The organism is Pelagerythrobacter marinus (assembly GCF_009827515.1).
GTDB lineage: Bacteria > Pseudomonadota > Alphaproteobacteria > Sphingomonadales > Sphingomonadaceae > Pelagerythrobacter > Pelagerythrobacter marinus.
In genome coordinates, this window is the sequence record NZ_WTYO01000003.1 from 33,058 (window position 1) to 56,561 (window position 23,504).

Sequence of the window (23,504 nt, forward strand, 5' to 3'; positions counted from 1 at the left end):
GCGCGCTATCCGCATTCCCAATCATTTGATCGAACCGGGAGGCTATCATCAGAACCACATCGGGATGATAATCGAATTGGAGTCCTTCGGGATTGGGGAGCTTTTTTGAACCTGTCGCAATTAAGACCGCTTTTTTTTCGCTCGATTCCGAAAATGCTTCCCCTCGAACATTGCCAAGGCGCATTTGTCTGTAGGACGTTGCGCGCAGAAGATCGTCTGAACCCTCATTGTCCGGTGGCGCTTTATAGGCCCCCGCAAAGTTTCGCTATCGCAGTAAAAGGAGCCAATCCGAGTGTCGTTCTCTCAGAACCTCGGATTACATAAATGCTTTCATGAGAGTTGGCTCGAAATAACCCCAGGCGGCCGCGATGAAGCTCATCACGGTTGCAACCAGGAGCATAATTATCTGACGGTTCTTGAGCCATCTAACTGCGACCTGGGAGTGGCAATGACTCTTGTGCCGATACTTGCGCAGAACAATGAGCCAACTAGCCGCCACCGCAATCATCGAAAATGCGGTCATTGGCCAATGGAGCGAACCCAGAGGTGCCAAAACACTGCTCAGGCTCGCACTCAGCCCGGCGGCAACCAGCACCATCGGTAGAATGCAGCAAGAGCAAGCTGCCAAAACAGCAGCCGAACTGCTTATGATGCTAACAACGCTCGTCTTGCCGTCGTGCAAAGGTAGTGGTTCGACAGCATGAGTCGGTTTGGCCATCAAGCGACTAGCAACCACGGACGGCCCTTACCCATATGAAGTCTTCAAATAGGTCTGCCATAGTACTCTTCCGAACAGAGGCTTCCCACGCGAGGGTTCATTGTATTTCGCGGATATGGCATAGCCCTCCACCAAATGAAGGTCGAGGTCAATTGCGTCAAAATTTCTGACAGCTCCTCAACCCCGTCACGCAGCTGAAGTGTCCAAGCTCGGCGGACGCCGCAGTCCTTTGACCAACATAGCTGCGCTCAACAGCTATTGTACCTGAAAGACGGAACCCCGCGCCAGGGTTGGGTGAAGCGCGGGGTTCCTGAACGGCCCCGGGACACCTGCGATCCGCAGGGTTCAGGGGGAGGTGGGGCCGCCATTCGATTAACGAGGAGAAAACCGATCGGGACCGGATTTGGTTTTACCGTACACCTAATCGCTTACGCTTCTTGCCAATCTATATATCGAACAGATAGATCCACTCGCAGGTGTGGCGACGCGCTCAAATCCTAGCATGAGCATGCTATATTCACGCCGACATGCAATTGCTGGCAACCTGCTCGCGCAATTAGTCGATTGGTTCTTGAATCACACGCAAATACGGTTTCTTTTCGTCCCAGCCATCGGGATATTTGGCTTTCGCATCTTCGTCCGACAAGGAAGGCGGAATGATCACATCATCACCCTTCTGCCAATTAACCGGTGTCGCTACACCCTTGCGTTCGGTGAGTTGCACCGAGTCCAGCAGCCGGAGCACTTCATCGAAATTCCGCCCGCTGCTCATCGGATAAAGCAGCATGGCGCGAATTTTCTTGTCTGGCCCGATGATATAGACAGCGCGGACGGTGGCGTTATCGGCTGCGGTTCGCCCCTCCGCATTACCCGCTTCGTCGGCCGGCAGCATATTATAAAGCTTGGCGACCTGTAGGTCGCTGTCGCCGACCACGGGATAGTCGATCTTATTTCCGCTCACCTCCTCGATATCGGGAAGCCAATCGCGATTATCCTGGCTGCTGTCGACCGAAAGGCCAAGAATCTTGGTGTCGCGTTTGGCAAATTCCTCGCCAAGCCCGGCCATGTAACCAAGCTCGGTCGTGCAAACCGGTGTAAATGCCTTGGGATGGGAAAAGAGGATTGCCCAGCTGTCACCCATCCAATCATGGAAATGAATGCTGCCTTGTGTGGTCTGAGCTGTGAAATTGGGGGCTGTCGAGCCAATGGAAAGGGTCATGTAATTACTCCTACTTATCTTGTGGGAACTCAGGGCGCATTTCTAGCGATGCTCTGAGAAAAATGCGGGTTCGAACTCGGCTTGACGCTGTTCCTCAAGGAAGAACGCCAGAGCCGCTTTGCTCGGGTCAATCGGTCATACGACAAACCGGTCCCAGCCCGCATAATGCTCACCGCTTCGCTTACCGCGAGGCAGACTCAGTCCGATCAAGAGCAGTCCGACCCCAACCGAGGCCACCGTCCCGGCAGGCGAAGCCCCCGCAAGGATGAATGGCGCTGCGACCAGCCAGGCACCGAACGCAGCGTTGATGAAGCGCAGGGCGCGCGCGACTTCCGCAGTCGCGATGATTGCCACCGTAATCACCAAAGCACCCACCACGTGATCGCTGTTGGCCATCGCCCCCTCGCTGCCAAGCGTGATCCTTGTCAGCATCAGCCAGGCTCCCAAAGCCGTGCTGGCCACCAGGGTCCAGGGGAATGTCACGCCGCGCACCGTGTTGTTCCAGATCGAACGCGCGTCGGTCATATAGTCGGTATCGTCGATTTCACCGTTCGACACTGCGCCGCCCTTGAAGAAGGTGCGGACAAGCGGTTTGCCTTCCTTTTTCGACCAGTAGAGATACTGTCCCATGGCGATGACTTCATCGAGCGAGAACGGGATCATGATGAGCATCGCAAGCGCAGCAATCAGAGCCGGCGTACTCCACGTCCCGATCATTATCGGCTGAATGATCACGAAATAGATACTGACCACACCGAGCGGAATGACCAGAATGCCGAAGAAGGTAACCATCCACGGCATCGTGCGCCAGCGCGTGCGGGTTCCCATGACCGCCATCAGGATCTCGAGCACATAGCTGACCGCTCCTAGTCCTGCATCCGGGATCGGCCAGGCCTTGGATACATCCGACGTGATGATTTCCTCGGTGCCGTTCTTGGGATCGCCAAGCGATCCGGAGAAAAACGGCTCCCACGCCACATCGATATGGCCAAGCTGGTAGGAGGTAAGCATGCGCGATATCAGAAGGCCGATGATGCCCATCGCCACGATCGGGAATCGCTGGGCATCGGTCGAGGGACTGTAGGTCCACCCGGGCGGGATGGACTTCTTGTCCATCATCCCTTCCATGCTCATGCCGGGCATCATTGGCACCAGCACCGAGAATGCGATCGCCAATGTACCAACCAGGAGATTGGTCAGATATTGGGCCGCGCTCGGACTCCAGAAGAACAAGGGCGCGAAAAGCAGCCAGATGCCGACAAAGGCCGTCGCCCACTGCCCCAACCAGGCGGTGCGCTTCGAAAGCGACATCGCGCCGAAGATCATCAATGCGATCCCGCTCAGCATATCGCTTAGGGCAAGAGCATTGGCCCGCCATTCGATCGACGGCAAACCCCGCTCGAGAGTGACCGCTACGACCGAAGCACGCGCAGTATCGGCGGATACGACGTCATAAACACCAGGACTTGCAGCAAGCCACAGGCCAAGCCCGATGACAGCAAACTGCGTCCAACGGGTACCGCGCTGGGGGCCGTCCATGTCGTGCATGTTGCCGTCCATCTGGTGCCCATCATGAGCCATGTCGGTGTCATGCGATGGTAGTCGCGCCGGTTCGGTCTTCGCTGCATCCGAACTCTTTGGATGCCAGGCCACGCGGGACGTGTTCAGCTTGTTCGTTTCGTACCAGTCCTGCGGGTCGGCTTGCAACGCGTCGATGATGGTCGGAAGCGTTTCGCGGAGCGAGTGCTCTGGCTCCCACCCCAGCAGTTTCCGGGCGCGGGAGATATCGAGAATGTAGTGAGCGTTAGCGTCATCGACCATCCATTGCTTGACGAATCCGTCATGACCGAGGACTTCTTCCTCGATCCACGTGCCCAGTTTCGCCACGCTTTTTGGAATGCGCACTGTCGTCCATTCCTCGCCGTGGATCTGGCAATGAACCATGTCCTGAATCTCGGCGTATCCAAGCGTTTCGGGCTCTCCGACAAGTATCGGCGTCTCGCCCTCGAGGTCAGTGCGATGAGCGATAGTCTGCTCGACCGCCTTGGTCAGATCGTCAAGATGCAGTGCCGACTGCGCAGCGCACAACATCCCCGGATACAGATGCGCCGACACACGGTGCTCATAGACACCGGCAATCTGTTCGGCGAGAAAGGCGGAGTGCCCCTCGTCGTCGTAAACCCCTGCGAATCGCAGGAATACAACCGGAATTTCGCCACGGTTCTCGCGCAGCACCTGTTCCGCATCGGCCTTCGATTGAGGGTAAGGCCAGGTCGGTCCAAGTGGACTGGATTCGTCGATACGCTCGTCGGGCAGCTGTTTGGGCTCGTGAACAAGCATGGAGCTTGCATAGATGAACTGTTCGATGTCGAAGGCCTGCAGCGCCGTGATCAGGCGGCGTGAACCCTCGACGTTGACCTTCTCGTAGAGAGGATTGGACTCACCAGTAATGTCGAAATACGCGGCGAGGTGAATGCAAGCGGCAATTTCAGATCCAAAGTCGCTCCTGACCTGTTCGAGAGCAGTCGCAACAGACGCATCATCGCCGAGATCCATGCGATAGGACGCGGCGAGATCGGGATCGTCCTTCGCCGGAGAGCGGTCGAGACCGATCACGCGATAGGTGCGGCCGAGCCGCTTCGTGAGCGCGCGACCGATAAATCCGCTCGCGCCCGTGATCAGAATGATTTGCTTGTCCATTCAGAAAGCCTCGATGCCGTTTTTGAGTTATCTCCACTTGGTTACGCAGCGGATGGCAGCCACCCCTCAAGGGACGGCTGCCAATTCCTGTCGCTTAGCAGCAACCCGAAGACTTTTCGTCCGCGCGCGCTCGTGAGATTTCCTGAACGAGTTCGGCTGTCTTCGCATCCCTACCGGTTCGGGCGATGTCGGCCTGGGACACCATACCGCAGCATTTTCCGTCATCGTCGATAACCGGTACGCGGCGTACCTGGCTGTTCTCCATCGAAGTCAGGCAGTCCTCGAGCGAGGTATCGGGGGTGACACTCACGACGGATCGGGTCATAACCTCTTCGATCCGCGTTTCTGCCGGCATGCCCTCTGCAACCGCGCGGCAGCACACGTCGCGATCTGTGATTACACCGACAAGACCGCCGTCGTCGTCGACGACCGGGATTTCACCGCAGTCATGTTCGACCATCAGCTTTGCTGCCTCCTGAAGGTTTTCATCTTTCTTGCAGCAAGCTGGATCGCTGGTCATGATTTCGCTGATCTTCAAGTCTCTCTCCATTATGTTTGGCGTTGTGTCCGACACCGAGAAATCTTCGGGCGTGCGCCTCAAGAAGAATTTCCTGTCGAATCATCAGGTCGCAAACCTAGTGTTTGCCATCGTTGGAAGGTCAAGGGGTGGTCTGAGCCGATTAGAACGCTGTGCGCCGGGCGAACTTCTTTCTTCTATTAGATAATCAACCCCGGAATGGAGTGGTGTTGCCACGCCGCAGGCTATTCTTTTGCGGTCGATGAAAGCCGCGCTTGACCTTCCAACGATGAGAAGGCGCATATTACCCTCGAAGCTTTGTTGGCGGATGATCACGGATTGCCTGCTCTTGCCCGTTCCATCGAACGCAAATTCGTAGCGACGACTGATCAGTCGGTAAGACGGCCATCTGGCGAACGGCGGGCGAGGCTTACTAGAATCGAAGACAGGAGAGAATGACCGATGGCCTGGGGTATCGCCGCAGTGATGATCGTGATCGTGTCGTGGATCTTTTACCGGTATTTCGCGCCAACCGGCTGGCGGGAATGGACTGGCGCAGGGCTCGTCCAAGCCTTCATAATCGCTCTTTATGCTGAAATGTTCGGCTTCCCTTTGACCGTATACCTTCTCATACGATCGTTCGGGATTGATCGGGAATATGTCAGCGCCAATCTGTGGTCTACACTCGTGGGTCTGGGCGAAACCGGGATGTTTGTCTCGATGCTGATAGGCTACTCGCTAGCCTTCATCGGCGTGGGAATGTTCATTCACGGATGGCGCGCGGTCTATAGGGCGCGTCACGACGAACGGCTTGTCACCGATGGACTATATCGTTTCGTACGGCACCCGCAGTATACCGGGTTGTTTCTCGCCCTGTTCGGAGAAGGCGTCATTCATTGGCCGACAATCTTTTCGGTCGTTCTCTTCCCGGTCATCGTGCTCGCCTACTATCTTCTCGCGCGCAAGGAAGAACGCGGCATGATCCGTAAATTTGGCGACGAGTATCGCGCTTATATGCGCAAGGTTCCAATGCTGCTGCCACGCCCCCGTCGTTGGAAAGAGCTGGCCAAGAAATCGCAGCAGCCAAGAAGCTAACAGGACCTGGACCGAGCGCCAACTCTGAATACCCATATCAAGAGAAACGGCGCTGGACCCGGCGGACGGTACGCGTGAAGTTTCGGGGTGGAGGATAATTGTCCTGCACCTGCCTGCGCGTCCTTCATACAGAGAAGTTTCGGTGTCTTCCGTGCTTTTAACGGCTGATGTCCAATGGGCCGCCTTGACCTTCCCATGATGGGAAGGACTACATTGTGGGTCGAACCTTAATCTGGCGCTGCGGAGATGCTTTCTATGCAATCAAAAGAATCACGATTGACGCGCCGCGCGGTCCTCGCCGGTTCCGGTGCTCTGGCCATTGGCGGTGGATTGGCCGCCGTTCTGGGAGCCGGAGGTAGAACTCCGGTGGGTGCCAGCACACCCGCCGGTCGCCGCGTCCTCAAGGCCGGAACGACCAGCGCGCCACTTATCGACAAAGCCTTTCAAATACCGGTGTGGGGTTACAATGGCTCGGTACCGGGTCCTGCTCTCAGGGTTGGGCAGGGAGAGGCCTTCGAGGTCCTGCTGGAAAACGCTCTGGATGAGGAGACAACCATCCATTGGCACGGCGTTCGTGTTCCCAACGCGATGGATGGCGTTCCCCACCTCACCCAGCCCCCCGTGGAGCCCGGCGAAAGGTTCAGATATGCCTTTACGCCGGAGGATGCGGGCACTTTCTGGTACCATCCCCATCAGCGCAGCTTCGAGCAGGTCGGTCGCGGCCTCTACGGACCGCTCATTATCGAAGAGGCAGAGCCGCCGCAGGTCGATCGCGACCTCGTCTGGATGCTCGACGACTGGAGGCTCAATGACCAGGGGCAAATAAGTGGAGGGTTCGGCAGTCGGCACGACGCGATGATGGCAGGCCCGGATCGGCAACACGATCACTATCAACGGAAAGCCGGCGGCACCACTGATCGCGAGGCCGAATGAGCGGATCAGGCTGCGGCTCGTGAACGCTGCCAATGCCCGCATCTTCGGGCTCGATTTCGGTGACCTCGATCCAATGGTCGTCGCGCTCGACGGCCAGCCCGTCGAGCCTCACCGCCTAAGCGCGCCCCTGCTTCTCGGGCCGGCAATGCGGGCGGACCTGATCGTCGATTTCGATTATCCCGCCGGGACCCGGCATTCACTGCGCGATGTGTTCTATGATGGACTGGAATACGAACTCACCACATTCGAGTGTCAGGGCAAAGAGGTCAGGGAAAGACGCCTGCCCGACCCCGCGCCGCTACCGCCCAACGCTCTCGCCGAACCCGAACTGGCAACGGCCGAGCGTCACCGGATCATATTCGGTGGCGGGATGATGGGCATGATGGGGCGAACAGCCAGCGGCTCTGACGCGAGGAACGAACAACGAACCGGCTCCGGCATGATGATGGAGCGGATGGGAGGTTCGGGAATGATGTCCGGAGGAATGATGGGCTGGACCGTCAACGGTGTTTCGGCGAGCGGCCATGTTCACGATCCGATTATTTCCGCCGCGCGAGGGACCACGCTTCTCCTCGACATGACCAATGAGACTGCGTGGTGGCACCCGATCCATCTGCATGGCCACAGTTTCCGTGTCTTGTCGCGCAATGGACAGCCGACACAATATCGCGAGTGGCAGGATACCGTGCTCATGGCGCCCGAAGAGCGCGTCGAGCTCGCATTCGTAGCGGACAACCCGGGCGACTGGATGTTCCATTGCCATATTCTCGAACACCAGGCCGCAGGAATGATGGCCACCATTCAAGTTAACTGAAAGAAAGGAAAAACTGATGCGTTTGTTACCCAAGGTCTTGATGTCGTTTTCGGCCCTCGCGCTGCTGCCCTCGGCCGCGGCGGCACAGGAAGCAAGACCGTTTGCCACGATCTTCAAGAACCCTCAGTGTAGTTGCTGTGAAAGCTACGGCGACTATCTCGAAGCCAGCGGATATGAGGTGAAGATGGTCGCGACCCACGACCTCGCCCTAATCAAGGAACGCCAGGGTGTGCCCGCCGGGCTCGAGGGATGCCATACGATGCTCATCGGCGGCTACTTCGTCGATGGACATGTGCCGGCCGACAGCGTTGACCGCCTGCTGGAGGAACGTCCGCGGATTTCAGGCATCACGCTTCCCGGCATGCCTGCAGGTTCGCCGGGCATGGGCGGTGCCAAGACAGGCACGTGGACGATTACGGGGGTAAGAGCGGATGGTGCCACGAGCGTCTTTGCGCGATACTGAGCACCGTCCGAAGCCTAGCAAACGCGCTCGAAGCCAAACTTGTGACCAACGTCCTTGGGACGAGCCGGATTGGCATCGTCAGCGAGGTCCTTGAGGATGGGACAGTCGGGACGTTCGTCATTCGTACAATTCTCGAAAAGATGTTCGAGCGCGTCTATCATAGAATGGATTTCGGCAGCCTTCGACCGCAGGGCCGAAAGATGGCCATCCGCCACTCGGCGAACGTCCTTGCTCGCGCGGGTGTCGTTTTTCCATAAATCGAGCAGTTCGGAAATATCGTCGACCGAAAAGCCCAGATTGCGAGCGCGCCGCACAAACCGGAGCGTATGAATATCTGCCGGAGTGTAGAGGCGGTAACCGGCATCGGTCCGGTCCGCCGCCTCGATCAAACCGATCTTTTCATAATGTCGGATCATCTTGGCAGAAACCCCGCTCGTTGCAGCCGCCTCGCCAATCGTGTGTGAATGTTTCATGCGGGCGCTTTAACCTTCCAATGATTGGAATGCAAGGTGGCTGGCTGAAAGACGAGAAAATCCCCACAAAGTGTCTTGACCTTCCAATGATGGGAAGCCCTACTTAATGTGCATTGGTTGATTCGATGAAGGATAAGACATGACTATTCCGTCGTCCCGAGCCTTGGTGCCGGTCACCGCCACTTCCGCGCGCTCCAATACCGATGCGGAAGGCCTCTGTTCTGCCGGTAAAGGCCGACAGCGCAAGTGGATGCTCGCCCTTGGTGTCGTTCTGGCATTGGCCGCGCTGGCGCTTGGCTCGATGTGGTTGGGCTTCGCAGCGATTCTTCCGTTTCTTTATGTACTGCCCTGCCTGGCAATGGTCGCCGTGTGCATGCGCAAGGACGGGACATCTACCGGGACGTGATTTCGATACGATTCGCATGTGTGCTCGCACGATGACCTGAAGATTTGTGCAGCGCGCTATTTGATAAATGAAAGGAAAACCCCATGAACAACTTCAAAATTACCGCACTCGGTGCGCTCGCGACGGTTGGCCTCGCAACGACGGCCGTCGCGCAGCCCAAGGTCGATCACCGTCCCGACAGAGCCCAAAACACGCAGGAGCAGCAGCGCGCAGAAATGCGGGGCGGAATGCAAGGCGATATGAGGGAGATGTCCGGCATGATGGCCATGATGAACGATCCGGAGATGCGCGCCGAGATGATGGAAATGATGCGTAACTGCAACGAAATGATGAAGAAAAAGCAGGAACAGATGTCGCAGGGCGAAGAAGGTTGAAACCGGGCGCCAATCTTTGTCGAATGCTTCACCCCCCACCTGCCCCGCATGAACCTGCGGGGCAGGACCCTTCTGTTATAAGGCCAATGCAAACGCTATGACGATAGTCCGCCAGGATAGAACGATGGGGCGCCGCGCGGTGGCGGCAAACCTGCGCTTGCCGGTGACGGCTCGTTTCCGTATTGTGGGATGATGCGGATGCTGCGCGCTCTCGGCCTTATCTTGGTTGGCGTTGGACTCTTTGTTCAAACGGCAGCTCATGCGTCGGCGCTTCCCCAGGAGCCGAGCATGGTCGAGCGCAATTGCAACGACATGGTCATGGACACCACCGACGACGAGGCTGAAAGATCGCCGTGCGCCGACCTGCGGCTCGATTGCCTGGTTGCCCTTGGCTGCATTCCGCCGCTTGTCATGAGTCAAGACCTCGCGGTTGTGAGGGTGCCGCTGGCGGTCGCTAGCCAGTTTACCGATCTCGCTTTCTTCGAGTTGACTGGCACCGGCGCAGGGCCGGAACCGCCCCCTCCGCAAGCCTAGAAACCTGGAATTGATGCAGATATAGCTCTGCAGGCTATGGCTGGACATTTTGCGCGCGCGAAGGATGTGCGCGAACTGTCTCGAACGCGCGCTCGCCGCGCCCTTTAGCGGAATCCTACTGTCATGAAACGAATATGCTGGACCGCGCTTCCGGTCCTGCTGGCTATCGCGCCGGCGAGTCACGCCCAATCGGTGGGCTATGAAGAAACTCTAGAGGCTGCGGTCAGCGGCCAGCCCCAGGTTCGCACCAGCGAACTACGGCTCGACGCCCGGCGAGAGATCGCCGAGGCGGCTGACGAACTGCCCGATCCGCAATTGCGCGGCGGCATTCGTAACCTCCCGGTGACGGGGCCGGACATTCTCGATCCCACGATGATGACCATGGTCGAGATCGGGATCGAGCAGGACTTTCCCAACCTTGCCGAACGGCGTGCCCGTGCGGGCATCGCTTCTGCGGATATCGATTTTGCTTCGGCCCAACTGGCTCATGCGCGGCACATGGCACGACTGGGCGCTGGACGCGCGTGGATCTCGCTTGCCTATGCCCAGCGCGCGGATTTGGTCGTTGGCGAAGCACTAGACGAGATCGAACGCCTCATACCCCTTGCGCGCAGTTCGGTTGCGGCGGGTACTGCACGGCCTGGCGAAAGTCTGGAGATCCGCCGAGCCGTCCTTGAAGTGGAAGACGCGCGGACGCGGATCGCGGCAGAGCGCGAAGCCGCGCAGGCTCGTCTCGCCCGATTTATTGGCGCCGAGAATGCGGTCGCTTCGGGCGAAATTCCACCGGTCGATATCCAAGCCGAGCGGCTGCGGGCTACGCTGGAATACAACCCGGAGATTATTCTGGCGGCAGCTCAAGTCCGTCAGGCTGACGCGGCAATCGACCTCGCGCGGTCGGACTTGCGCCCGGATTTCAGCGTCGGGGTCAGTTACGGCGTCAGGGAGCGCCAATATGGTGATTTGTTTTCGGTTATGGGGACGGTCACCTTGCCGCTGTTCAGCAAGAAAAGGCAGGAGCCACGCATTGCTGCGGCGCGGTCGGAAGCGGCTGCGGCACGTGAGGCGCAGCTCGACGAGCTGCGCGCGCTCGAGGCGCAATTCGAGGCTGATCTGGCCGCGTGGCGCAGCGCCTTCCGACAATGGCAGCGCGCGACGGAGGAGTTGCTTCCATTGGCCGAAAGCCGAGCCGAACTCGAACGAGCCAGCTTTGCGGCGGGCAGAGCGGAACTGCTCGACGTGATCGAAGCCATCAAGGCGCTGGCGCTGCTTCGCATCGATATTCTCGAACGCGAGGAAGCGACTGTCGAAGCTGCCGCCAACCTACGACTGACATACAGGGAACACCATCTATGAGAGCCGCAATGGGAGCTGCGTGGGACAGATTGTCACCACGCCAGAAGTCTTGGACGATGGCAGCCACGGTTGCCCTCATCAGTGTTACCGCCGGATATGGCCTCTCGCAGCTTGGCCAAGATGGCGCAGGAACGGCCGAGAGCAGCGGAACGTCGGGCGCAGAATGCGAGGATGTCCTCTACTGGTACGACCCGATGGTCCCCGGACAGCACTTCGACGAACCGGGCAAATCGCCGTTCATGGACATGGAACTGGTGCCCAAATGTGCAGGCGAGGAGGCGACCGCTGGCGTTCAGATCGACGCGGGCCTGGTCCAGAATTTTGGCATTCGCACCGCCGAAGCAGAGTACGGTCTTCTCGAGCCCGAGATAACCGTCACTGGCGTGCTCGCTTATAATGAACGCGACGTCGCGATCGTCCAGCCCCGCGCCGGGGGCTATGTTCAAAGGACTTACGGTCGTGCGCCGGATGACGTGATTGGACGGGGCGCGCCGCTTGCGGATATCCTGGTTCCCGAATGGGGCGGAGCGCAGCAGGAATATCTGGCCGTCCTGAATAGCGGTGATGAAGAACTTGCGCAGGCGATGCGCGAGCGCATGCGCCTTCTGGGCATGTCTCCAGGCCTGATCTCGTCGGTGGGACGCAGCGGACGACCGCATTCGACGATCACTGTTACCGCGCCGATCGGCGGGGCGATCACATCGCTCGGCGTGCGTCCGGGAATGACGGTCATGGCCGGACAGACGCTCGCTGAGATCACCGGTTTCTCGCCGATCTGGCTGGAAGCCGCGGTGCCTGAAACGCAGGCTGCGAATGTACGGGTTGGCCAGCCTGTCAGCGCGAACCTGACCGCGTTTCCCGACGAACGGTTCGCGGGGCGCATTATCGCCATCCTGCCGAGTGCACAGGATGCGAGCCGGACGATCACCGTTCGTGCGCAGCTGCCCAACGCATCCGGACGCCTCAAACCGGGCATGTTCGCGCAGGTTTCGCTGACCCCGGACACACGCCGCGCGCTGCTGGTACCGTCCGAAGCGGTTATCAGGACCGGACGTCGAACCATCGTAATGGTGAGGCAGGACGAGGGCGGTTTCATGCCCGCCGAGGTTCGGATCGGCCGCGAAGCGGGTGGAAGGACCGAAGTGCTGGCCGGACTTTCCGCCGGCGAACAGGTCGTGACATCGGGTCAGTTCCTGCTCGATTCCGAGGCAAGCCTGGCCGGGCTCGATGTCCGCCCGATTGAACAGGTCAGCCGCGAGCAGGCAGATGAAGACGAAGCAACGACTTTCAGTGCGATTGGAACAATCGAGAAAATCGCCGATGGCTCGGTAACGCTGCGCCACGGGCCCGTCCCGCGGCTCGACTGGCCAGCCATGACGATGACCTTCCGCACGAAGAGCGCGGCGCAGATGCGCGGGCTCGAGAAGGGAGACAGAGTCCGTTTCACCTTCATCCAGGAGGATGAGGGCCCCCGGATCGAGACCATCGGGAGGGCCGGACAATGATTGCTCGGATAATCGATGCCTCGATCGCCAACCGCTTGTTCATCGTTCTGGCGGCCATCGCGGTAACGCTAGGCGGTTTCTGGGCAGTGCGCACGACGCCGGTCGACGCGCTGCCCGATCTTTCCGACGTCCAAGTTGTGGTCCGGTCCAACTATCCGGGGCAAGCCCCCCGGATCGTCGAGGACCAGGTTACCTATCCGCTGGCAACGACCATGCTCTCGGTGCCGGGGGCGAAAACCGTCCGCGGTTACTCGATGTTTGGCGACAGCTATGTCTATATCATCTTCGAGGACGGAACCGACCTCTACTGGGCGCGCTCGCGCGTGCTCGAGTATCTCAACCAGGTGCAGAACCGCCTGCCCGATGGTGTGACGAGCACGCTGGGTCCAGATGCCACGGGGGTCGGCTGGATTTACGAGTACGCGCTGGTCGATCGCACCGGCGGTCATGACCTTGCCGGGCTACGCAGCCTGCAGGACTGGTTCCTGCGCTACGAGCTCAAGACGATCCCCGGCATTGCCGAAGTCGCGAGCGTCGGCGGTATGGTCAAGCAGTACCAGGTGGTGCTCGAACCTTACCGGATGGCCTCGCTCGGCGTGACCCACGCCGAGATCGTGAGCGCCATCCAGTCTGCCAACCAGGAAGCGGGCGGCTCGATCGTCGAGATGGGCGAAGCCGAATATATGGTTCGCGCCTCGGGCTATCTCGGCGACCTCAATGATTTTCGGCAAATCCCTTTACGTACCGCGAGCGGCGGCGTTCCGGTCACGCTTGGCGACGTAGCGACGATCCAGGTCGGCCCTGAACTGCGGCGTGGCATCGCCGAGCTCAATGGCGAAGGTGAGGTTGCCGGCGGCATCATCGTTCTGCGCCAGGGAGCGGATGCGCGAAGCGCGATCCAGGCCGTGGAGCAAAAACTCGACGAGTTGCAGGCGAGCCTGCCCGAAGGCGTCGAGATCGTCACGACCTATGATCGTTCGCAGCTTATCGATGCCTCAGTGGAGAATCTGACTCACAAGCTGATCGAGGAATTCATCGTGGTTGCGCTCGTTTGCGGGCTGTTCCTCTGGCACGCGCGCTCCGCCCTGGTCGCCATCATCACCTTGCCGCTGGGTGTGCTGGCCGCTTTCATCGTGATGCGCTTTCAGGGAGTGAACGCCAATATCATGTCGCTGGGTGGCATCGCCATCGCGATCGGGGCGATGGTCGATGCCGCGGTGGTGATGATCGAGAACGCCCACAAGCATCTCGAACGATGGGAGCACGAAAACCCGGATACCGTGCTCGCGGTAAAGGAACGGTGGAGGATCATCGCCGATGCATCGAAGGAAGTGGGACCAGCGCTGTTCTTCAGCCTGCTGATCATTACGCTGTCATTCCTGCCGGTCTTCACCCTGCAGGCGCAGGAAGGTCGGTTGTTCGCGCCGCTCGCTTTTACCAAGACCTATGCCATGGCGGCCGCGGCCATTCTCTCGGTAACGCTGGTACCGGTGATGATGGGATGGCTGATCCGTGGGAAGATCCCTTCGGAGGATTCCAATTTTCTCAACCGCTGGCTGACGAAAATCTACCGCCCGGGACTCGATTGGGTCATGCGGCGCCCCAAGGCAACGCTGGCGATCGCGGCGGTGATCTTCCTGACCACCGCGATTCCCTTCACCAGGCTTGGCGGCGAGTTTCTCCCCCCGCTCGATGAGGGCGATTTGCTTTACATGCCGAGCGCATTGCCCGGGCTTTCGCCCGGCGAGGCTTCGGCGCTGCTGCAGCGCACCGATCGCCTGATCAAGTCGGTCCCGGAAGTGGAAACCGTGTTCGGCAAGGCGGGCCGTGCGGATACGGCGACGGATCCGGCCCCCCTGACGATGTTCGAAACGACGATCCGTTTCAAGCCGCGCGAGGAGTGGCGCGAGGGAATGACGCCCGATCTGCTCGTCGAGGAACTCGACCGGGTCGTGCGGGTGCCGGGCCTCGCCAATGTCTGGGTGCCCCCGATCCGCAACCGGATCGACATGCTCGCGACCGGCATCAAGAGTCCGATCGGGGTGAAGGTTTCAGGCGACGACCTTGAGCAGATCGAACGCGTGGCGCTCGAGGTGGAAGGTGTGGCCAAGACGGTCCCCGGGGTCAGCTCGGCATTGGCGGAACGCCTGTCGGGTGGCCGCTATGTCGATGTCGATATCGATCGGATGGCCGCTGCGCGATATGGGCTCAACATAACCGACGTGCAGCAGATAGTCTCCGGCGCGGTCGGCGGTGCCAATGTCGCCCGGACGGTCGAGGGCCTCGCGCGCTATCCCATCAATGTGAGGTATCCGCGCGAAATCCGCGATAGCGTCGATGAGCTTAGAGCCTTGCCGGTCCTCACGCCGTCCGGCCAGCAGATCACGCTTGGAACCGTAGCCCGGGTGGGGGTCAGCGACGGTCCGCCCATGCTCAAGAGCGAACAGGGCCGGCTGACCAGCTACATCTATGTCGATGTCCGGGGCCGGGATCTCACCTCGGTGGTGGCCGATCTCCAGGAGGCGGTTGCTGCGGGTGTCGATCTGCCCGCCGGTGTCAGCCTCTCATATGCGGGCCAGTTCGAATATCTGACACGCGCTTATGAGCGGTTGCAGATCGTGGTGCCCGCGACACTGGTGATCATATTCCTGCTGCTCTATCTCATATTCAGGAGAGTGGATGAGGCGATGCTCATCATGGGCACCCTGCCGTTCGCGCTCAGCGGTGGTTACTGGCTGCTCTATCTGATGGGCTACAACCAGTCCGTGGCGACAGCGGTCGGCTTCATCGCGCTCGCCGGTGTCTCGGCCGAGTTCGGTGTGGTGATGCTGATCTACCTGAAAGCCGCGCTGGAGCGGCGGCAAGGTACCCTCAGCGCTGAAGAAGTGGACGAAGCCATCCGGGAAGGCGCGCTCCTGCGCGTGCGACCCAAGGCGATGACGGTGGCGGTCATTCTTGCTGGCCTCTTCCCGATCCTGATCGGCACCGGTGCAGGTTCGGAAGTGATGAGCCGGATCGCCGCACCGATGATCGGGGGTATGATAACTGCCCCGCTTCTGTCGATGTTTTTGCTTCCCGCCGCATATCTGCTGTTGCGGCGGCCCCGTCCGGAAAAACCGGCACAAACCGAAGGAGACGAAGAATGCGTACCCCAACCTACATGATCCTGCTCGCAGCTCCGCTGGCGTTGGCGGCTTGCGATAGCGCCGAGGATGCGAGCGAACCGGCAGAAACGATGATGGCCGACGAAATGTCCAACGCGGACAGCATGCCGATGTCAGACGATATGCCGATGATGGACAATGCGGAGGTGGGCCAGTCTGGCAGCGGCGAAGGCTCGGTGACCGAGATTGACGAGACCGAAGGAAAGATCACGATTGATCACGGCCCTATCCCCGCGGTGGGATGGCCGGCCATGACCATGGCTTTCGCCGCCGATGAGGAAAGCCTCGGCAAGGTGTCGGTCGGCGACCGCGTGACTTTCGAGTTCCGGACTACAGAAGGCGGGAGCGGAGAGCTCACCGCAATCGCCAAGCAGTGAATCGAGAAGCGCCGCACCGAAGGACGGTGCGGCGCACTTCAACCCGGATTGTTTAAATCAATATCCGTCAGAAAGGAGCGCGAGATGATGACCGGAAACAGCATGATGGATGCCCCCATGATGATGTGGGCGATGGGCCTCTTCTGGGTCCTGCTCCTGACACTTATGATCCTTGGGATCCTGGCACTGCTCAAATACCTCAGAACGTAGAAGACCATACGGCGGCGCGAAGTGGTCGTGGTCGAGGCCTTGGACGGTTCGGAACAAGTGCAGCCAGAGCATAGTATTTCAATAGGCGCTTTCGAAACGGGAAGAATACATGACTGATAAATCTGTCACAGGCACGCAGACCGCTGTCCCGAACGAAGCGGCGGTCGATCCCGTATGCGGAATGAACGTCGCTATGAAGACGGCGAAATATACGCATGAGCATGAGGGAGCCGAACATTACTTCTGCTCCTCGCGCTGTCTCGACAAATTCCGCGCCGATCCCGAACTCTATCTCTCGAAGGCTCACCTCGACGCCGTAGAAGATGTACCTGAAGGCACGATCTATACCTGCCCCATGCATCCCGAAATCAGACAGCCCGGACCGGGGTCCTGTCCCATTTGCGGGATGGCGCTCGAACCGGAGACAGTCAGCCTTGACGACGGGCCGGATCCCGAACTCGTCGACATGAGTCGCAGGTTCTGGTGGAGCGCGCTCTTCACGCTTCCGCTGTTTGCGTATGCCATGGGCGACCTTTTGCCCTCGAGACCATTCCACGGGGTCATCGACCCGGCCTGGGCACAGTGGCTGCAGCTGGTGCTTGCCTCTCCGGTCGTTCTGTGGGGCGGCTGGCCTTTTTTCACGCGTGCGGTGCAGTCGGTCCGCACGATGAATCTCAACATGTTCACCCTGATCGGGTTTGGCGTAGCGATCGCCTATTTTTTCAGCGTGGTGGCGACGCTCGTGCCGGACATCTTTCCCGATGCGTTTCGCGATGATGCGGGCCGCGTCGGCGTCTATTTCGAAGCCGCCGCGGTCATTACCACACTGGTACTGTTGGGCCAGGTGCTGGAGCTCAAGGCGAGGGGGTCTACTTCGAGCGCGCTACGCGCCCTGCTGGAGCTAGCACCTCCAACAGCGATGAAGATTTTCGCCCGCGGCGACGAGCGAGAAGTGCCGCTCGACGAATTGAGTTCGGGCGATCTCCTGCGCGTCCGCCCAGGTGACAAGGTTCCGGTTGATGGCAGCGTCGAGGAAGGCAGCAGCGCCATCGACGAATCGATGATCAGTGGCGAGCCCATCCCGGTCAAGAAAAATGCCGGCGATACGGTAATCGGCGGTACGGTGAACCAGACCGGCAGTTTCACCATGCGCGCGACGCAGGTTGGCGCGGATACGATGCTATCCAAAATTGTCCAGATGGTGGCGGAGGCGCAGCGCAGCCGGGCGCCGATCCAGCGTCTCGCCGATCAGGTTACTGCCTGGTTCGTACCCATCGTTGTTCTGGTGGCCATCGTCAGTTTCGGTGTCTGGGCGGTGTGGGGGCCTGCGCCGGCTCTGGCATACGCATTGATAAACGCGATCGCCGTTCTGATCATCGCCTGTCCCTGCGCCCTCGGACTGGCGACGCCGATGTCGATAATGACCGGCACGGGCAAAGGTGCCCAGCACGGGATCCTTATCAAGAATGCCGAGGCACTCGAAACCCTCGAAAAGATCGATACACTGGTGGTCGACAAGACCGGCACGCTGACGCTCGGGAAACCGGATCTGGTCGATGTGCAACCCCGCTCCGGCTTCACCGACGGCGAATTGCTCAGCCTGGTGGCGGCGGTCGAACGCGGAAGCGAGCACCCGCTCGCGCATGCGATAGTCGAGGGTGCTGAAAACCGCGGAGCAGCCATTCTGGATGCCGCGAATATCGAATCCGTCACCGGCGAAGGCATCCAAGCAAGCGTCGAGGGTCGCAATATCGCGATCGGCAACGAAAAAATGATGAAGCGCATCGGCGCCCTAGAGGAAACCTGGCGGCAGTCTGCGGAAGAAGGTCGACAGCTGGGCCAAACGGTGATGTTCGTGGCAGTGGACGGAGCGCCGGCGGGCCTCATCGCGGTCGCCGACCCGATCAAGGAAACGAGCCGCACTGCCATTACCGCGTTGCACGAGCGAGGCATCAAGGTCGTGATGCTGACCGGCGACAGCGAGGCTACCGCCCTCGCGGTTGCCGAACAGGTCGGCATCGATGAGGTCGAGGCGAACGTCTCGCCAGAAGACAAGCATCGCAAGATTGAGGAGTTGAAGAGCGGCGGCAGCCGTGTCGCCATGGCCGGCGATGGGATCAACGACGCCCCTGCGCTCGCCGCTTCGCACGTCGGAATTGCAATGGGATCCGGGACCGATGTCGCCATCGAAAGCGCGGGCGTGACACTGGTCCGCGGTGATCTGCTTGGCGTTGTTCAAGCGCTGGTCCTGTCCCGGGCCACGATGCGCAATATCCGCCAGAACCTGTTCTTCGCCTTCGCTTACAACACGCTCGGGATTCCCGTGGCCGCCGGCGTCCTTTATCCTTGGACTGGCATGCTCCTCAGCCCGATGATCGCAGCCGCGGCAATGAGTTTGTCGTCGGTCTCCGTTATCGGCAATGCGCTGAGGCTTAGAGGCCTATCGCTCCCAAGGTTCGACGCGTGAGGTGTACTGACCGAAAAGACGAACGCACGGATGTCGCCACGCGATCGCATGGAACGAGCGCTAATCCGAGCGGTGAACCATGGCGCGGCGCACATCCATTGGTTTGGATTTCGGTGATCGGGTTTCTGATCGCGTTCGTCTGGGAGATGCTACAATTGCCGTTCTACGAGGCGGGCGGCCTGACGCCCGCGCAGGCCGCATACCGCTGCGGCCTCGCATCGCTCGGCGATGCCGGTATCATGGTCGCGGCCTATCTCGTGGGCTCCATCGGCAACTCGTATTCCCCATGGCTGGTGCGCTGGCCCGCGGGACGGTTTAGTGCATACCTCGCGACAGGTCTTGTCATCACTGCGAGCGTCGAGGTTCTCGCGGTCGGGGCCGACTGGGGCTGGACCTACAGCGATCTCATGCCCCTGCTGCCAGGAACGCATATTGGACTTGTTCCTATGCTCATGTGGGTCATTGTCCCTACTGCGACCCTGTGGCTGGTCCGCAGAATAGGCGTCGGACCGAAGGAGCGTCTCCCGAACAATTAGAGCAAGTTCGAGATGCCCCGCTACTGTGAGCGGTGGTGACGATTACCGTAGCGAAATCCAAGCACCAAAGCGAGGAAGGCTACCAGCTGAGCGGCGAGCGTTTCCACGGTGGGAAAGAACCCGAGATCGGGCAGGCGGGGAAGTCCCGACACCGCGGTCATGGAGATCGTGCCCGCTTCCTGGAACGCGCCCACACCCTTGCCGGCCAGGATGATCGCGAGGACTGCGATCAGTATCGCGCTGTACTTGAAGAATTGCGTGATCGGCAGCTTGCGGCTGTAGCGGAGCATGAACCATGCAAGAGCCGACAGGACGGCGAGAGCCGACACCGCCCCTGCAAGTATCACCGAACTGCTATCAGGGGTCCAGAGGGCGGCATAGAACAGGATCGTCTCGAAGGCTTCGCGATAGACTACGACAAAAGCGAGCCCGAAGAGAAACCATGCTGATCGCCTGGAAAGAGCCTTCCCCATCCTTTGCTGAATATAGCGTCGCCATTCATCTGCCTGGCTCTTGCCGTGCATCCAGATCCCGACGGAAATGAGGATGACCGCCGCCAACAGCGCACCGAATCCTTCGGTGAGCTCGCGGCTCGCTCCGCTAATAGCGACGAAGTAGGTCGCGGCCACCCAGGTGGCGACGCCTGCCAGCAGCGCGGCGATCCAGCCGCCATGAACGTAGGCGATTACTTCGCCGCGATCCGATTTGCGAACGAAGGCGATCATGGCAATCACCACGAGAAGTGCCTCTATCCCCTCGCGCAGCAGGATCGTGAAGGCACCCAGAAAAGTGGAGATGTCGCTGGCTGCTTCGGGCGCGAGAGCGACATCCGCTTGCTCAAGCAGGCTCGCGGCGAAAGCGTGTCGTTCGCGCAATCGCGAGACAGGCACGTTGCGCTCGATATCTGAACGATATTGGCTGAGCGCTTGCTCGATCTGCCGCATGAGATCACCATCGCGCGTCGCGAGAATACCCTCGACCGGTTCGAAGCCGTCAAGATAGGCCGACAGAGCTAGTCGGCGCGCCTCTGCGCGTTCGCCCCGCTCGTAGGCGGCGAGACTTTGCTGCAGGGTCTGCCGCGCAAGATCGAGCGAGCCGTTCTCGCTTCTCTGGCTGACAACTCCGGGATTTGATCGCAGGTATGCCATGACGGCCAATGCCCGGTTCTCTCCGATCGCGTCGGCGAGCTCTGCGGGCGTGATGGCCGCAAGTGTCTCGAGATCGGGTATCAGACGCCGCACCCGGTCATCTTCGCGCCAGATTTTCTCCCCCCGTTCGAGATCCTCGAATGCAATGCCGCCTGCATAGAATGCGAGGGCCCAGCGATCGGCTTCCGAAAGTCCAGCAAAGCTGGGCATCGACGTGCCCTCAAGGCCCTGTGTTATGACCTGATAGAGACCGAAAATGCTGCGCTGGCGCGCTCGGTCGGCATCGGTGAAATCGATCGGAGGAGGCTCGAGCGTCATGCTGGCTGCCGGAGGGGAACGGCCCGATGCACCGTGACACGAGGCGCAGTTCTGGGAAAAGAGTGTCGATGCGCGAGACAAATCGGGCGGGCTTCGGGGAGCCAGCGGAACCGGGTACGCCTCCAACAGCGATCCACCCAAGGCACGGGCCAGCCGGGAAACGCGCTCGACCGAAGCTTTCTTCTCAATCGCCTGACGCAGGTCCACAGACATCGCGATTAGACCGGGTTTGGCCGAAGCATCGGGAAGCGCGGCTACTTGTTCGCCGACGGTCGAAGAAAATTCGACCATTTCGTCATATTCGAAATTGTCAATGACCTGCCCGTTCGACACCGCTGCGGAGTAATCGACAGCGATGTAGTCGAGAAGGCGCCACGTCGTGCGCACCTCTGAGCCCTCCGCGCGCGCCATGCCCGACAGGCTCAGAAGGAGGGCCAGTATGAAGACCTTGAGCACCTTGTGCGGCGATGGAATGGAAACAGGCATCCGAGCCCCCTTAAGGATATGCAACTAACTCGCAATAGCGAATAGGCTACTTCTCATGTCGGACGCAACCGGCGGCTGTACTTCGGACCTTTCATGCTGTCCTGAGCTCGCGCCTCGCCTGGGCGAACACGTCGGCACTCCCCCAGATCGCCAGGCTTGCCAGGATTCCCGCAACAGCAAGATCGGGCCATGCCGCCCCCGTCCCGAAGACACCGACCGCGGCCGCGAGCACCGCGACGTTTCCGATCGCGTCGTTGCGCGAACAGATCCACACCGAGCGCATATTCGCGTCCCCGGTTCGATACCGAAAGAGCATCGCCGCGACCGCGAGATTTACTGCGAGCGCCAGGAAACCGACGATGCCCATCGTGCCGGCATCTGGTGAGGCACCCACAAAAAACCCCCAAAGTGCCGAGCCAAGGACCCAAAGACCAAATCCCAGCATGGTCGCCGCTTTCGCGAGCGCCGCGCGTGCGCGCCATGCAATTGCCATTCCGGCAACTCCGAGGCTGATGGCGTAATTGGCCGAATCGCCCAGAAAATCGAGTGCATCGGCCTGCAGCGCGCGCGAATCTGCGGCTATCCCGGCCACGATTTCGATAGCGAACATAATTGCGTTGAGAGCGAGGGCCACCCACAGGACCCGGCGCCATCTCGGATCGTTATGGGCATCGCCGACATCGGCAGCATCGCAACAATTCTTCGCCATCCACTCGACTCCTAGTTTCGAGACAGCCTATGCACCTTGTAGCCACTACAAGGTCAAGCGATTGGGGGTTGATGGTATGAAAATTGGTGAAGTCGCGCGCAAAACCGGCGTCAAGGCGGAGACGATCCGCTTCTACGAACGCGAAGGCATTTTAAATGCCCCGCCTCGAACTCGGTCCAACTATCGCGATTACGGACCTGCCGAGGCGGCAACATTGGTCTTCATTCGCCGGGCGCGCGATCTCGGGTTTTCGATGCCGGATATCCGCGAACTGCTTGAGCTCTCGAACGAGGACGATCGATCCTGCGCTGCGGTCGATTCATTGGCACGCGCGCATCTTGATCAGGTAAAACGAAAGATTGCCGCCCTGCAGTTGATGCGCGATGAACTCTCGCGCATGATTGCGAGCTGCGAACAAGACAGGGTGAGCGACTGCAGGATCATTGATGCTCTGGTCGGCCAAACGACACAAGATGGCACCTGAGGACGGTATGGGAACGGCACTCGTGTATTGATGTCTGTTGGCCCATCGCAGCGATGCCATTCGGACGCTTGAATGTCATAAGCCCCATCGTTCTGAATTTCGGACTATGCGCAGCGGTGTCCATGACCAGCGCCCCATCCCGATTGCGAAGATGGCGAGGACAAGCGCGCTCGCGAGGCCGGCGGGTTCGCCCACCTTGCCGGTACCGAATGTGAAAGGCGGATTGTTCGCATGGCGCCTGGCAAACCAGTAGGCAAAGGCCGTGACGCCCAGGGCACCTGCATGGGTCGCCGTGTGGATACCATCGGCGAGAAGCGCCATCGATCCGGTCCACAGGCCAGCGACGATTTCGACCACCATCATCGCGGCGGTCAACGCAACGACATAGCGCGTGCGCCGCTCATGCGCGTCGTGCGAGGCGCTCAGGATTTGGTAGTCGTGGGCGAGTGCAAGGCACGCGATGTCGGGACGCGATGAATATTCCCCTTAAGTAGATAGGTC

The 23,504-nt window shown here is 59.9% G+C and carries 22 protein-coding genes and 1 pseudogene; 15 read left to right on the forward strand and 8 right to left on the reverse strand.

Annotation, left to right across the window (positions count from 1 at the left end):
- Positions 1-316: 316 nt before the first annotated feature.
- The 4 genes from GRI72_RS07235 to GRI72_RS07250 form a co-directional block, all read right to left on the reverse strand.
- Positions 317-718 carry a hypothetical protein gene (locus GRI72_RS07235; RefSeq protein ID WP_153038138.1) on the reverse strand — a complete coding sequence of 134 codons (402 nt, stop codon included), beginning with the start codon at positions 716-718 and terminating at the stop codon, positions 317-319.
- A gap of 556 nt (positions 719-1,274) precedes the next feature.
- Positions 1,275-1,937: a peroxiredoxin gene (locus tag GRI72_RS07240; protein WP_160733275.1), complete on the reverse strand. Its 663-nt coding sequence runs from the start codon at positions 1,935-1,937 to the stop codon at positions 1,275-1,277.
- 135 nt (positions 1,938-2,072) lie between these two features.
- Positions 2,073-4,637, reverse strand: a complete 2,565-nt coding sequence (locus GRI72_RS07245) for an NAD-dependent epimerase/dehydratase family protein (protein ID WP_160733276.1) — start codon at positions 4,635-4,637, stop codon at positions 2,073-2,075.
- 94 nt (positions 4,638-4,731) lie between these two features.
- Positions 4,732-5,175 (reverse strand): CBS domain-containing protein, encoded by a 444-nt coding sequence (locus tag GRI72_RS07250; RefSeq protein ID WP_067463815.1) that lies wholly within the window; start codon positions 5,173-5,175, stop codon positions 4,732-4,734.
- Between the two features lie 441 nt (positions 5,176-5,616).
- Here GRI72_RS07250 and GRI72_RS07255 point away from each other — a divergent pair, with 441 nt between their 5' ends.
- The 4 genes from GRI72_RS07255 (at position 5,617) to GRI72_RS07265 (ending at position 8,459) form a co-directional block, all read left to right on the forward strand.
- Complete coding sequence (locus GRI72_RS07255) at positions 5,617-6,249, forward strand: methyltransferase family protein (protein ID WP_160733277.1); 633 nt, start codon at positions 5,617-5,619, stop codon at positions 6,247-6,249.
- Between the two features lie 276 nt (positions 6,250-6,525).
- On the forward strand, positions 6,526-7,182 hold the full coding sequence (locus GRI72_RS14560) for a multicopper oxidase domain-containing protein (RefSeq protein ID WP_202389006.1): 657 nt from the start codon (positions 6,526-6,528) through the stop codon (positions 7,180-7,182).
- A complete protein-coding gene (locus tag GRI72_RS14565) occupies positions 7,166-7,996 on the forward strand; it encodes a multicopper oxidase family protein (protein WP_337191166.1) in 831 nt (276 codons plus the stop codon). The genes GRI72_RS14560 and GRI72_RS14565 overlap by 17 nt, the downstream gene beginning before the upstream one ends.
- Positions 7,997-8,012: 16 nt before the next feature.
- Positions 8,013-8,459 (forward strand): DUF411 domain-containing protein, encoded by a 447-nt coding sequence (locus tag GRI72_RS07265; RefSeq protein ID WP_054527531.1) that lies wholly within the window; start codon positions 8,013-8,015, stop codon positions 8,457-8,459.
- A gap of 14 nt (positions 8,460-8,473) precedes the next feature.
- On the opposite strand, the gene GRI72_RS07270 is transcribed toward GRI72_RS07265, so the two are convergent.
- Positions 8,474-8,932 carry a Cu(I)-responsive transcriptional regulator gene (locus GRI72_RS07270; RefSeq protein WP_054527532.1) on the reverse strand — a complete coding sequence of 153 codons (459 nt, stop codon included), beginning with the start codon at positions 8,930-8,932 and terminating at the stop codon, positions 8,474-8,476.
- 139 nt (positions 8,933-9,071) lie between these two features.
- Here GRI72_RS07270 and GRI72_RS07275 point away from each other — a divergent pair, with 139 nt between their 5' ends.
- The 10 genes from GRI72_RS07275 to GRI72_RS07315 all read left to right on the forward strand — a co-directional run bounded on the left by GRI72_RS07275 (position 9,072) and on the right by GRI72_RS07315 (position 19,858).
- Positions 9,072-9,338, forward strand: a complete 267-nt coding sequence (locus GRI72_RS07275) for a hypothetical protein (RefSeq protein ID WP_160733278.1) — start codon at positions 9,072-9,074, stop codon at positions 9,336-9,338.
- A gap of 83 nt (positions 9,339-9,421) precedes the next feature.
- Positions 9,422-9,712, forward strand: a complete 291-nt coding sequence (locus tag GRI72_RS07280; RefSeq protein ID WP_160733279.1) for a hypothetical protein — start codon at positions 9,422-9,424, stop codon at positions 9,710-9,712.
- A gap of 288 nt (positions 9,713-10,000) precedes the next feature.
- A complete protein-coding gene (locus GRI72_RS07285; protein WP_160733280.1) occupies positions 10,001-10,246 on the forward strand; it encodes a hypothetical protein in 246 nt (81 codons plus the stop codon).
- 123 nt (positions 10,247-10,369) lie between these two features.
- On the forward strand, positions 10,370-11,599 hold the full coding sequence (locus tag GRI72_RS07290; RefSeq protein WP_160733281.1) for a TolC family protein: 1,230 nt from the start codon (positions 10,370-10,372) through the stop codon (positions 11,597-11,599).
- An 8-nt stretch (positions 11,600-11,607) separates the two neighbouring features.
- The gene (locus GRI72_RS07295) at positions 11,608-13,104 is read left to right on the forward strand and encodes an efflux RND transporter periplasmic adaptor subunit (protein WP_160733282.1); all 1,497 of its coding nucleotides are present in this window, start codon (positions 11,608-11,610) and stop codon (positions 13,102-13,104) included.
- Positions 13,101-16,268 (forward strand): efflux RND transporter permease subunit, encoded by a 3,168-nt coding sequence (locus GRI72_RS07300; RefSeq protein ID WP_160733283.1) that lies wholly within the window; start codon positions 13,101-13,103, stop codon positions 16,266-16,268. The genes GRI72_RS07295 and GRI72_RS07300 overlap by 4 nt, the downstream gene beginning before the upstream one ends.
- The gene (locus tag GRI72_RS07305) at positions 16,247-16,645 is read left to right on the forward strand and encodes a copper-binding protein (protein WP_237486934.1); all 399 of its coding nucleotides are present in this window, start codon (positions 16,247-16,249) and stop codon (positions 16,643-16,645) included. Before GRI72_RS07300 ends, GRI72_RS07305 begins: the two co-directional genes overlap by 22 nt.
- A gap of 84 nt (positions 16,646-16,729) precedes the next feature.
- Positions 16,730-16,855, forward strand: coding sequence for a hypothetical protein (locus tag GRI72_RS14845; protein WP_255351904.1), 126 nt, complete (start codon positions 16,730-16,732; stop codon positions 16,853-16,855).
- A 109-nt stretch (positions 16,856-16,964) separates the two neighbouring features.
- On the forward strand, positions 16,965-19,322 hold the full coding sequence (locus tag GRI72_RS07310) for a heavy metal translocating P-type ATPase (RefSeq protein ID WP_160733284.1): 2,358 nt from the start codon (positions 16,965-16,967) through the stop codon (positions 19,320-19,322).
- A 113-nt stretch (positions 19,323-19,435) separates the two neighbouring features.
- Positions 19,436-19,858 (forward strand): hypothetical protein, encoded by a 423-nt coding sequence (locus GRI72_RS07315; protein WP_251104431.1) that lies wholly within the window; start codon positions 19,436-19,438, stop codon positions 19,856-19,858.
- A 20-nt stretch (positions 19,859-19,878) separates the two neighbouring features.
- Here GRI72_RS07315 and GRI72_RS07320 read toward each other — a convergent pair whose 3' ends face one another.
- Positions 19,879-21,810, reverse strand: a complete 1,932-nt coding sequence (locus GRI72_RS07320; protein WP_202389008.1) for a cytochrome c/FTR1 family iron permease — start codon at positions 21,808-21,810, stop codon at positions 19,879-19,881.
- 91 nt (positions 21,811-21,901) lie between these two features.
- The gene (locus tag GRI72_RS07325) at positions 21,902-22,519 is read right to left on the reverse strand and encodes a cation efflux transmembrane domain-containing protein (protein ID WP_160733286.1); all 618 of its coding nucleotides are present in this window, start codon (positions 22,517-22,519) and stop codon (positions 21,902-21,904) included.
- Between the two features lie 76 nt (positions 22,520-22,595).
- Here GRI72_RS07325 and GRI72_RS07330 point away from each other — a divergent pair, with 76 nt between their 5' ends.
- Positions 22,596-23,003 carry a MerR family transcriptional regulator gene (locus tag GRI72_RS07330; RefSeq protein WP_160733287.1) on the forward strand — a complete coding sequence of 136 codons (408 nt, stop codon included), beginning with the start codon at positions 22,596-22,598 and terminating at the stop codon, positions 23,001-23,003.
- Between the two features lie 132 nt (positions 23,004-23,135).
- Here GRI72_RS07330 and GRI72_RS07335 read toward each other — a convergent pair.
- Positions 23,136-23,465, reverse strand: a pseudogene (locus GRI72_RS07335) (cation efflux transmembrane domain-containing protein); the annotation flags it as partial.
- Between the last annotated feature and the right edge of the window lie 39 nt (positions 23,466-23,504).

What these genes read in the sequence shown, in the direction of transcription:
- GRI72_RS07235 (WP_153038138.1), bottom strand. Translation starts at nt 718, where the DNA reads ATGGCCAAACCGACTCATGCTGTCGAACCACTACCTTTGCACGACGGC.
- GRI72_RS07240 (WP_160733275.1), bottom strand. Translation starts at nt 1,937, where the DNA reads ATGACCCTTTCCATTGGCTCGACAGCCCCCAATTTCACAGCTCAGACC.
- GRI72_RS07245 (WP_160733276.1), bottom strand. Translation starts at nt 4,637, where the DNA reads ATGGACAAGCAAATCATTCTGATCACGGGCGCGAGCGGATTTATCGGT.
- GRI72_RS07255 (WP_160733277.1), top strand. Translation starts at nt 5,617, where the DNA reads ATGGCCTGGGGTATCGCCGCAGTGATGATCGTGATCGTGTCGTGGATC.
- GRI72_RS07265 (WP_054527531.1), top strand. Translation starts at nt 8,013, where the DNA reads ATGCGTTTGTTACCCAAGGTCTTGATGTCGTTTTCGGCCCTCGCGCTG.
- GRI72_RS07270 (WP_054527532.1), bottom strand. Translation starts at nt 8,932, where the DNA reads ATGAAACATTCACACACGATTGGCGAGGCGGCTGCAACGAGCGGGGTT.
- GRI72_RS07275 (WP_160733278.1), top strand. Translation starts at nt 9,072, where the DNA reads ATGACTATTCCGTCGTCCCGAGCCTTGGTGCCGGTCACCGCCACTTCC.
- GRI72_RS07280 (WP_160733279.1), top strand. Translation starts at nt 9,422, where the DNA reads ATGAACAACTTCAAAATTACCGCACTCGGTGCGCTCGCGACGGTTGGC.
- GRI72_RS07285 (WP_160733280.1), top strand. Translation starts at nt 10,001, where the DNA reads ATGGTCGAGCGCAATTGCAACGACATGGTCATGGACACCACCGACGAC.
- GRI72_RS07290 (WP_160733281.1), top strand. Translation starts at nt 10,370, where the DNA reads ATGAAACGAATATGCTGGACCGCGCTTCCGGTCCTGCTGGCTATCGCG.
- GRI72_RS07295 (WP_160733282.1), top strand. Translation starts at nt 11,608, where the DNA reads ATGGGAGCTGCGTGGGACAGATTGTCACCACGCCAGAAGTCTTGGACG.
- GRI72_RS07300 (WP_160733283.1), top strand. Translation starts at nt 13,101, where the DNA reads ATGATTGCTCGGATAATCGATGCCTCGATCGCCAACCGCTTGTTCATC.
- GRI72_RS07305 (WP_237486934.1), top strand. Translation starts at nt 16,247, where the DNA reads ATGCGTACCCCAACCTACATGATCCTGCTCGCAGCTCCGCTGGCGTTG.
- GRI72_RS14845 (WP_255351904.1), top strand. Translation starts at nt 16,730, where the DNA reads ATGATGACCGGAAACAGCATGATGGATGCCCCCATGATGATGTGGGCG.
- GRI72_RS07310 (WP_160733284.1), top strand. Translation starts at nt 16,965, where the DNA reads ATGACTGATAAATCTGTCACAGGCACGCAGACCGCTGTCCCGAACGAA.
- GRI72_RS07320 (WP_202389008.1), bottom strand. Translation starts at nt 21,810, where the DNA reads ATGCCTGTTTCCATTCCATCGCCGCACAAGGTGCTCAAGGTCTTCATA.
- GRI72_RS07325 (WP_160733286.1), bottom strand. Translation starts at nt 22,519, where the DNA reads ATGGCGAAGAATTGTTGCGATGCTGCCGATGTCGGCGATGCCCATAAC.
- GRI72_RS07330 (WP_160733287.1), top strand. Translation starts at nt 22,596, where the DNA reads ATGAAAATTGGTGAAGTCGCGCGCAAAACCGGCGTCAAGGCGGAGACG.